Genomic DNA, 9,965 nt, shown 5'->3' with positions numbered 1-9,965 from the left:
CTTTGTCGAGGTGGATCTTAAATCAAGAGACTGGCTAGCAGAGTTACACTGTTGTATGTTCTTCTTATACTTTGTGTGGGAGTCTTCGCGGTAAGAGCGGGGTATATCTCCCTGTTTACTGAACCGGATTTGCCGGTGGTGCTCGGAGTAAACAAGATTCCTGCTCTGAGAGGCTCTATCTACGATTCAAGAGGCAGACTTCTAGCTAGTGATTCACTGATCTATGAAGCATGGCTTGATCTTGGGTATCTACGACTTGCGACTTCGTCCGATCAAGTGGATCGTGTTCTCAAGAATGTTGAGCTTTCTTTCGGCATTTCTTATGAGAAACTTCAGGAAAATCTTCAGAGCACAAAGAGTTTTCTCCTTCTTGGCACTGCGCCGACTAACGATGAGATGCAACGAAGAATTACACCAATAACAAGACGGTATATCTCCCTGGAAATGCAGAGGGAGAGATTGAGTTTTGGAGAATATGGTTTAGATAGGATAATCGGTAAGCTTGACAAGGGCGGGGTTCCGCTTAATGGTATAGAGCTAAGCTACAACGAGCATCTTTCAGGCAAAGAGGACGGTTTGATAAGGAGGACGCTCACAAGTGCTTGGAGAGAAGAACCAACAAATGGCGATGACATATATCTCTCGATTGACATAGACATTCAGAAAATGGTATACGAAGAACTAATGACAACCGTCGAGAAGAACATGGCAGACGGTGGAGTTGCGCTCCTCATAGAGAGCAAGACGGGAAAGATACTGGCTTATGCAGGTGCCTACGACTGGGACGTTGGATTGATGGGAATCTTTGAACCAGGTTCAACAATAAAACCGTTGATCTACTCATTGGCGTTGCAAAGCGGATCCATTACAGAAACCATGACTTTTCAATGCACTGGAAGGATCCAGCCTGTTCCTGGACTCGACATAGTTATCAGAGATGTAGAGGGCGAACGACACGGTGTTCAGACTTTCAGGGAGGCAATCATCAATTCATGCAACGTTGCTACGGTTCAGGTGGGTGGGAAGATACTTAATACTCTTGGTAAGGAGGAAATGTACAATCAGTTAAGAAATATTGGGTTTGGTAGGCTCTCAGGAGTAGATCTTCCTGGCGAGACTCCCGGAATTCTACCCAGGGCAAAGGATTGGTCGCTGATTTCTCCCTACCAGTTCCCAATAGGTCAGGGTCTCGGGGTTAACATATTCCAGATGGTAAAAGCTCTCAATGTCTTTCCTTCAGGGGGGCAATTCATTACTCCAACGTTTGTCAGAGCCATAAGGAGCGGCGAGGGGCTGACAAACATTCCTAAGAAAGTTGATGGGACTCTGTTTTCCCCAGAACTAGTTTCAACCATGCTTCCAATACTTGAGAGCGTAGTGATCGAGGGAACCGGCACAATGGCCAGAGTTGATGGAATCAGAATAGCCGGGAAGACCGGAACTGCTCAAAAGGCTGGACCGGGAGGGTATAACGAAGAGACTTATTATTCGCTTTTCTACGGTTTCTTTCCTGTTGAAAATCCGACATACACTTTATATATAATGATAGATACACCAAAGGCAGGCGCTTACTACGGAGGATTCGTAGCGGCTCCGATGTTTGCTTCAATTGTGAGAAATCTATACGGGATAGGTGTTGAAAAAGAGATCTACGAAGGTGTTTACAGCTGGAAGATGCCCGATCTAGGAGGATACTCACTACTAGATGTAAGAGAAATTGCGGAGATCTATGGGGTCGACAAGATAGTAATTCACGGCTCGGGTTGTGTCATAAGCCAGTACCCGGAGATAGGCCAGCCTGTTGAAGATAGATTTGAAGTTTGGTTAGGAGAATTAAGCTATGATATACGAGATAACGGGGGACAGTGAGGTTCTGAAAGACTTCTTCATTCGAGAGAGAGCAACGGGTTTTTTCCACATAAGCGAAGATATGCCTGACAAGAACGTTAAGTTCAGGACGGCGGTTTCAACCGTGGGGATGTTCGGACCGAAACCTGTGAAGCTCTCCAAATTCGATGTTTGGAAGAAAGAGGAGAGGAAGGCCGTTGAGGCGTTGATTTCTTCCTTAGGCGAGGAGATCGATGTTTTCATCGAGGGACGTTTGGACATAGATGTTGAGTCAGAAAAGCACATCTTCGTTCTTCCTAAGCCGTGGGAAGACGACAAGTGGCAGTTGCACACTATGAAAATTGCCAAACTTACCGGAAAAACGATCTCTAGGGCTGCGGCTGAGGCCATTTTAAGCAGAGTGGGAAAGAAAGAATTCAGAATCCTCCGTGAACTCGAAAAATTATCCGTACTCTCTCCCGAAATAGATGAGAAAACTGTTGAGAAGTTTATCGATTTCGATATCGCTACAGAGGTTGAATTCCTTGCGGTTTGCTTCCTGAGTAATGATGAGAGTTTTCTTAGCTTCGCCAAGGAATCATCGGTTCCATTTACTTACTTCTCCTCGGTACTGGCTAAGCTTGCTATTGATTTGGGCACGATACTGGAGAAGAGAAAAGGACGAACAGGTGTGACTTGGACGGAGATAAAAGATATCTCTAGTTCGACTGGTATAGCTAGTGCAAGAGTTGCAAAACTTCTGGGGTACAGTTTTTCAAACATGAGAGAGAAGAGAGTAAATCTCAGCCTTTTGCATTCTAAGTTGTTTCTGAAGAATCTAATCGTCTTTCTTCAAGAGCTCGATGAATCAATAAAGAATGGGCAATCAAATCAGCAACTTTCGTTTTTTCAGTTAGTCGGAGAATCTTCAAACTTGAAGTAACTCTTAGGTAACATTTTCTACCTGAAACATCCCGTTCAGCTAGCTTCAATTGACAGTACCACCAGCGCATTGTACAATTGCTTTCGGCAAAATGCTTATAAGGAGGCGAATCGCAACCAGATGCCCACTATAAATCAATTGATAAGACACGGAAGGAAACAGTTGAAGCAGAAGTCTGCTTCTCCGGCTCTTGAAAACAATCCTCAGAAGCGAGGAGTCTGTGTAAGGGTCTCTACAATGACACCTAAGAAGCCGAACTCAGCTCTGAGGAAAATCGCGAGAGTACGTCTCTCAAATGGGACAGAAGTAACGGCCTACATTCCTGGTGAAGGTCACAACCTGCAGGAGCATTCCGTAGTTCTTGTAAGAGGTGGAAGAGTGAAGGACCTTCCTGGCGTAAGATACAAGATAGTGAGAGGTACTTTAGACGCTGAAGGTGTAGCGAACAGGAAGCAGTCGAGAAGTCGATATGGCGCCAAGAGGCCGAAGAAATAAGGAGGCAGTTCTAGATGAGAAGACGTCAGTCTGAGAAGAGAGAAGTAGTACTTGATCCAATCTACAATGACGCAGTAGTAACAAGATTAATCAACAAGATAATGATTGGTGGAAAGAAGAGCAAGGCAGAAGCAGCGGTATATGGAGCACTCGAAGCTCTCTCCGAGAGAACTAAGCAGCCCCCGATGGAGGCATTTAAGAAAGCTCTCAACAACGTGAAACCTCTTTTGGAAGTAAGGCCAAGAAGAGTTGGGGGGTCTACATATCAGATACCTTTCGAAGTTCCTGAAAGACGTGCAGTTGCGCTTGCGATAAGATGGATAGTAACATCCGCTAGGTCGAAGTCGGGCAAACCACTCAAAGAGAAGCTCGCTTTGGAACTTGTTGACGCATACAATGGACAGGGAAACGCCGTTAAGAAGAGAGAAGACGTGCACAGAATGGCGGAGGCTGGAAAGGCTTACGCTCATTTCAGATGGTAGAGGCAGTTCGGCAGGAGGAAGGATAGTGAAAGAGAGAGTCACGACCCTAGAAAAGACCCGAAACATAGGAATAATGGCCCATATAGACGCGGGTAAGACAACTACCACCGAGCGTATTCTCTTCTATACTGGGAAAAATTACAAACTCGGTAGTGTTGACGAAGGTACCGCAACAATGGATTGGATGGACCAGGAGAAGGAAAGAGGCATCACTATCACTTCTGCAGCAACTACAGCATTTTGGAAGGATTATCGGATTAATATTATTGATACACCCGGGCACGTTGACTTTACGGTTGAGGTTGAAAGATCGTTGAGGGTTCTTGACGGCGCCGTTGCCGTGTTTGACGCTCAGGCTGGAGTTGAGCCGCAGTCCGAGACAGTTTGGAGACAGGCAGACAAATATCATGTTCCTAGAATTGCCTTCATGAACAAGATGGATAAAATCGGAGCTGATTTTAAGGCAGCAGTTGATTCCATGATTGCTAAATTGAAGGCCAACCCCGTGGCAATTCAGCTCCCAATTGGTTCTGAGTCAAACTTCGAAGGCGTTATTGACCTTGTCGAGATGAAAGCGTTTCGATGGACTAACCAAGACGGGACGGAATACGAAGTCTCAGTAATACCAGAGAGTATGCTGAACGAGGTGGAAGAGGCTCGCGAAGATCTGGTTACTCACGTCGCTGAGTTTGACGAAGAACTCATGGAGTTATATATAGAGGGTAAGGATCTTCCGTCAGATAGAATGAAAGCGGCAATAAGGAAAGCTACTCTTGCGGGACTATTGACTCCGGTTCTCTGTGGATCTGCCTTTAAGAACAAGGGGATTCAGCTGCTGCTCGATGCTGTTGTCGATTACCTGCCATCGCCGAAGGATCTACCCCCCGTAATAGGAGAGTTAATTGACAGTGGAAATGAAATTGAGGTTCACCCGGACGAGAACGGACCCTTTGTTGCATTGGCTTTCAAGATAATGGTTGATCCATTTGTTGGAAAATTGACCTTTTTAAGGGTGTATTCAGGTTCTCTAGAGAAGGGATCATACGTAATTAACGCAAACAAGAACGTCAAGGAGAGGATTTCCAGACTACTATTCATGCATGCAGATAAGAGAGAAGAGGTTGACTATATACGTGCCGGGGATATAGTTGCAGTCGTTGGTTTAAAGAATACCATGACCGGAGAAACAGTGGGTCATGCTAATGAAAAGATTATCCTGGAGAAGATCGAGTTTCCGGAACCTGTAATCTCGATTGCGATAGAACCACAGACTAAAGATGATGCTTCTAAGCTGAGTAAAGCGCTTTTTGCTCTCGTAGAGGAGGATCCTTCCCTTAGGAGTTATGTTGACACGGAGACGGGAGAGACGATCTTGTCGGGAATGGGGGAACTTCATCTTGAGGTAATTGTTGAGAGAATCAAGAGAGAGTTTAACGTTGGCCTAAGGGTTGGAAACCCACAGGTCGCTTATCGAGAGACAATAAGAGCGAAAGCCATTGGTGAAGCGAAGTATATAAGACAGACCGGTGGCAAGGGTCAATACGGGCATGTGATCTTAAGTGTTGAGCCCATCACTGACAAGAATTCCAACTTCGTTTTTGAAGACAGTACGGTCGGCGGAACAATTCCGAGGGAGTTCATAAAGCCTGTTGAGCGTGGAGTCAGAGAAGCGATGAATTCGGGATTTCTTGCTGGTTACCCTATGGTCAACGTGAAAGTTTGTTTGCTGGACGGTTCTTACCACGAAGTGGATTCTTCGGAGATTGCTTTTAGTATTGCTGGATCGATGGCCTTCAAAGAAGCTGTACGCAAAGCGAGTCCTTCTTTGCTTGAACCGATAATGGCTGTAGAGATTAATACGCCTGAAGAATATATGGGAGACTTGATTGCTGATCTGAATTCCAGGCGAGCCAAGATTGAGGGTTTCGAGACCAGGGCTGGTCTCAAGATTATTAAGGCTCACGTTCCTCTTTCCGAGCTTTTCGGTTATGCGACGGTTTGCAGATCCCTCTCGCAGGGAAGAGCAATCCACATTATTCAGTTCTCCCACTATTCGGAAGTTCCAGTGAAAATTGCAGATAAGATTCTTGGAAGATAGAGATCCCAAATAAGTTTTTGGAGGAGGGAAACCATGGCTAAGGAAAAATTTGAACGTTCAAAACCACATCTTAACATCGGTACGATTGGACACATTGACCACGGTAAGACTACTCTTACTGCGGCAATTACAAAGAGTCTGGCATTTAAGGGTCTTGCTGACTTCTCCCCGTTTGACTCAATTGACAAGGCGCCGGAGGAAAAAGCAAGAGGAATCACAATCAACGTTGCTCATATCGAGTACCAGACTGACAAAAGGCATTACGCCCACATCGACTGTCCAGGTCACGCTGACTATATCAAGAACATGATCACCGGAGCCGCTCAGATGGATGGGGCTATTCTTGTTGTCGCTGCTACTGACGGTGTCATGCCTCAGACAAGAGAACACGTTCTCCTTGCGAGACAGGTCAACGTTCCCGCAATGGTGGTGTACATAAACAAGGTTGACGCGGTCGACGACGAAGAATTGGTCGAATTGGTTGAGGAAGAAGTAAGAGAGCTTCTATCTTCCTACGAGTTCCCTGGCGACGAGCTTCCCGTGATCAAGGGCTCTGCGCTGAAGGCACTTGAAGCAGAAAGTCCAAATGAATGGACAGAGAGCATATACGAGCTGATGAATGCCTGCGACGATTACTTCCCGGACCCTGTCAGAGAAACTGACAAGCCCTTCCTTATGCCGGTGGAGGATATCTTTACCATTACAGGAAGAGGAACGGTAGTTACTGGAAGAATTGAGCGCGGAGCTGTTCATGTCGGCGATGAAGTTGAGATAATTGGACTCTCTTATGAGACGAAGAAGACAGTATGTACCGGTGTGGAAATGTTCAGAAAACTCCTTGACGAAGGGCAGGCCGGCGACAATATCGGGGCACTTCTGAGAGGTGTGGCAAAGGAAGAAGTCAAGAGAGGGCAGGTACTTGCAAAACCAGGATCAATAACACCTCACAAGAAATTCACGGCAAACGTCTATGTTCTGAAGAAGGAAGAAGGCGGACGCCATTCTCCGTTCACAAAGGGTTACAGGCCTCAGTTCTTCATTAAGACAGCAGACGTTACTGGAGAAATCGCGGATCTTCCCGAGGGTGTCGAAATGGTTATTCCTGGCGATAACGTTGAAATGACTATCCAGCTTATCTACCCCGTTGCGATTGAAAAGGGTTTGAGATTTGCAATCCGTGAGGGTGGCAGGACAGTTGGCGCCGGAGTCGTCAGCTCAATAATTGAGTGATTAACGGTCTTTTCAGGAGAAGGGGGAGTAATCTCCCTTCCCTGTTAACAGAAGGAGGGAACATTTAGGCATGGCCAAGCAAAAAATCAGGATTCGCTTGAAGGCTTACGATCATAAACTGCTTGACTTGTCGGCCAAGAAAATTGTCGAAGCTGTAAAGCTCACCAATGCCAAGGTATCGGGTCCGGTGCCATTGCCAACGGAGAGGACGCTCTACACTGTTCTAACTTCGCCACACAAGTTTAAGGATGCAAGAGAGCAGTTTGAGAAGCTAGTTCATAAGAGGTTGATTGAGATACTAGATCCTACACCAAAGACGATAGATTCTCTTATGAAAGTCGACCTCCCCGCGGGTGTAGACGTGGAGATTAAACTGTAAAGAGACTTCGGAGGTGTGATAGATGAAAGGTATATTGGGTAGAAAACTCGGTATGACAACTATATACAAAGATGGAAAAGCCTTCGGAGTTACCGTAGTGAAAGCCGGTCCATGTACAGTAGTACAGAAAAAGACGAGTGAAGGTGGCGAATACGACGCCGTTCAAGTTGGATTCGAGGAGCTTACACCGGAAAGAGCAAAGAAAATACTGACAAAGCCGCTGGTGAAAAAGTTTGAAGCAGCAAAGGTCAAACCACATAGAGTTCTCAAAGAGTTCAAGTTTGGTAACGTCAATGACTTCAATGTTGGTGATATCATAGAAGTCGGCGTCTTTTCTGAAGGCGAGAAGGTAGATGTGACTGGATTTTCGAAGGGGAGAGGTTTTTCCGGCGCGATGAAGAGATGGAACTTCAGAGGCGGAGAGGCTTCTCATGGTTCGAAATTCCACAGAGAGCTAGGTTCAGTAGGTAACCACACTGATCCGGCGAAGATCTGGAAGGGCAAGAAGATGCCCGGTCAGTACGGTAACGAAAAGAAGACAGTAAAGAATCTAACCGTAGTAAAAGTCGATGCAGAGAATGGACTCTTAGCCATTTATGGCGCAGTTCCAGGAGCGAGGGGCGGCCTCTTAATAATCAAGAGCGCAAACAGATAGCCCCGAAAATGTGTTGGAAGGAGGACGCAACAATGGCTCAAGCCGACGTTGTGAATGTGGCCGGCCAGAAAGTTGGCACAGTAGAACTGAGTGAAAGCGTTTTTAACGTTGAACCTAACAAGGATCTGATGTACAGATACGTTAATATGCAGCTTTCAGGCAGACGTGCCGGACTGGCTTCGGCGAAGACAAGATCAGAGGTTAGGGGCGGGGGAAGAAAACCCTGGGCCCAGAAACACACAGGAAGAGCAAGAGTCGGTTCAACCAGAAGTCCACTCTGGAGGCACGGTGGAGTGATTCATGGACCGAAGCCAAAAGACTGGTCGTTCAATATGACCAAGAAAATGAAGAAGGTTGCGCTACGATCAGTTCTAAGTATCAGACTCAATGAAGGCAATTTAATTGTGTTGGATGATCTCAAATTCGACAAACCAAAGACGAAGCAGCTCAGGGAGGTCTTGAGTAACCTTGGACTCGATAAGTCGCAGAAGACGCTCTTCGTTCTGCCGTGGCAGAAGGATGAGTATCAGAACGTTAGACTCTCCGGGAAAAACATCTATGGCGTGAAGGTAATAATCGCAGACAATCCCGGAAATACAGCCGTCACCAGTAAGGCGAATATCGACGGGCTTAACGTCTACGACATAGTAAATCATGAAAAGCTTGTGATCACTACTGATCTTGTTCGTAAGATCGAGGAGGTGCTCGGGTAATGACTGAAATGAAGTATTACGGAGACGTTCTCCTCAGACCGTTGATCACCGAAAAGACAGTTGCTTCTGGTGAATTGAACAAGTACATTTTTGAGGTACATAGAGATGCCAATAAGCAGACAGTCAAAGACGCCGTTGAGAAGCTTTTCAATGTGAAGGTTAAACAGGTAAATATCATGAACATTAAGGGAAAACCAAAGAAGCGCGGTGTCTTTGTTGGCAAGTCGAGGTCCTGGAAGAAAGCAATCGTTACGCTTGTGACTGGATACAGGATTAAAGAACTCGAAGGCCAACACTAAGGCGAGGTGATATGACATGGCATTGAGAAAGTTTAATCCCGTCACCAAAAGCAGAAGGTCTATGCTTCTTCCAGACTTCAAGGAAGTTACAAAGACTGAACCGGAAAAGTCTCTTCTGGAGCCAATCAACAAGAACGCGGGTAGAAACCATCATGGAAGGATAACTGTTAGACATCAGGGTGGCGGAACCAAAAAACGTTACAGGGTTATCGATTTCAAGAGAGACAAGATAGGTATTCCTGCGAAAGTCGTATCGATAGAGTATGACCCGAACAGAACGGCGAGGATTGCTCTTCTCCAATACATCGACGGTGAGAAGAGATACATGCTGGCACCGAAGGGTTTGAAGGTCGGAGATGGTATTCAGAACGGCGACCAGGCTGAGATTTCAGTTGGAAATTCAATGCCACTGGAGCGAATACCGGTCGGCACAATCGTGCATAACGTTGAGTTTGTACCAGGCAAGGGCGGCCAGATTGCGAGAGCTGCGGGTACCTACGCACAGCTAATGGCAAAAGAGGGAAGATACGCTCTTCTTAGGATGCCGTCTGGTGAGTTGAGAAGAGTAGTTGTGAAATGCATGGCAACTATCGGCATGGTCGGAAATGAAGAACACTCGAATGAGGTCCATGGGAAAGCAGGTAGAAAGAGATGGCTTGGAGTTAGACCGTCGGTCAGAGGCATGACGATGAACCCGGTCGATCACCCGATGGGTGGAGGAGAAGGGCGTTCTAAGGGACACCTTCCCCAGAGCCCCTGGGGACAGCCAGCCAGAGGTTACAAAACGAGGAAGAACAAGAAGCCTTCAGATAACCTCATAGTGAAGCGCAGGAACCAGAATTGA

11 protein-coding genes are annotated in these 9,965 nt (G+C 46.3%); all 11 read left to right on the top strand.

Annotated features, from left to right (window positions below):
• Nucleotides 1–51: 51 nt before the first annotated feature.
• Complete coding sequence (locus B3N33_RS06710) at nt 52–1,869, top strand: penicillin-binding transpeptidase domain-containing protein (RefSeq protein ID WP_292587898.1); 1,818 nt, start codon at nt 52–54, stop codon at nt 1,867–1,869.
• Nucleotides 1,841–2,770: a DNA polymerase III subunit delta gene (locus tag B3N33_RS06705; protein ID WP_214078145.1), complete on the top strand. Its 930-nt coding sequence runs from the start codon at nt 1,841–1,843 to the stop codon at nt 2,768–2,770. The genes B3N33_RS06710 and B3N33_RS06705 overlap by 29 nt, the downstream gene beginning before the upstream one ends.
• Before the next feature lie 120 nt (nt 2,771–2,890).
• Nucleotides 2,891–3,265, top strand: a complete 375-nt coding sequence (gene rpsL, locus B3N33_RS06700) for a 30S ribosomal protein S12 (protein ID WP_006492338.1) — start codon at nt 2,891–2,893, stop codon at nt 3,263–3,265.
• 14 nt (nt 3,266–3,279) lie between these two features.
• Nucleotides 3,280–3,747, top strand: coding sequence for a 30S ribosomal protein S7 (rpsG, locus tag B3N33_RS06695; protein WP_214061067.1), 468 nt, complete (start codon nt 3,280–3,282; stop codon nt 3,745–3,747).
• Nucleotides 3,748–3,772: 25 nt separating this feature from the next.
• Entirely contained in the window at nt 3,773–5,845 is a 2,073-nt protein-coding gene (gene fusA, locus B3N33_RS06690) for an elongation factor G (protein ID WP_292592625.1), read from the top strand.
• 33 nt (nt 5,846–5,878) lie between these two features.
• Nucleotides 5,879–7,075 (top strand): elongation factor Tu, encoded by a 1,197-nt coding sequence (tuf, locus tag B3N33_RS06685; RefSeq protein WP_214078148.1) that lies wholly within the window; start codon nt 5,879–5,881, stop codon nt 7,073–7,075.
• Between the two features lie 70 nt (nt 7,076–7,145).
• On the top strand, nt 7,146–7,454 hold the full coding sequence (gene rpsJ, locus B3N33_RS06680) for a 30S ribosomal protein S10 (protein WP_006492343.1): 309 nt from the start codon (nt 7,146–7,148) through the stop codon (nt 7,452–7,454).
• 22 nt (nt 7,455–7,476) lie between these two features.
• Complete coding sequence (gene rplC / locus B3N33_RS06675) at nt 7,477–8,109, top strand: 50S ribosomal protein L3 (RefSeq protein ID WP_099828908.1); 633 nt, start codon at nt 7,477–7,479, stop codon at nt 8,107–8,109.
• A 32-nt stretch (nt 8,110–8,141) separates the two neighbouring features.
• A complete protein-coding gene (rplD, locus tag B3N33_RS06670; RefSeq protein ID WP_292592619.1) occupies nt 8,142–8,822 on the top strand; it encodes a 50S ribosomal protein L4 in 681 nt (226 codons plus the stop codon).
• Complete coding sequence (gene rplW / locus B3N33_RS06665) at nt 8,822–9,121, top strand: 50S ribosomal protein L23 (RefSeq protein ID WP_214060617.1); 300 nt, start codon at nt 8,822–8,824, stop codon at nt 9,119–9,121. Before rplD ends, rplW begins: the two co-directional genes overlap by 1 nt.
• 16 nt (nt 9,122–9,137) lie before the next feature.
• Nucleotides 9,138–9,965 (top strand): 50S ribosomal protein L2, encoded by an 828-nt coding sequence (gene rplB, locus B3N33_RS06660; protein ID WP_214060616.1) that lies wholly within the window; start codon nt 9,138–9,140, stop codon nt 9,963–9,965.

Origin of the sequence: Mesotoga sp. UBA5825, assembly GCF_002432955.1 — a bacterium.
In the GTDB taxonomy this organism is placed as follows: domain Bacteria; phylum Thermotogota; class Thermotogae; order Petrotogales; family Kosmotogaceae; genus Mesotoga.
This window is presented reverse-complemented; position numbering and strand designations above follow the sequence as displayed.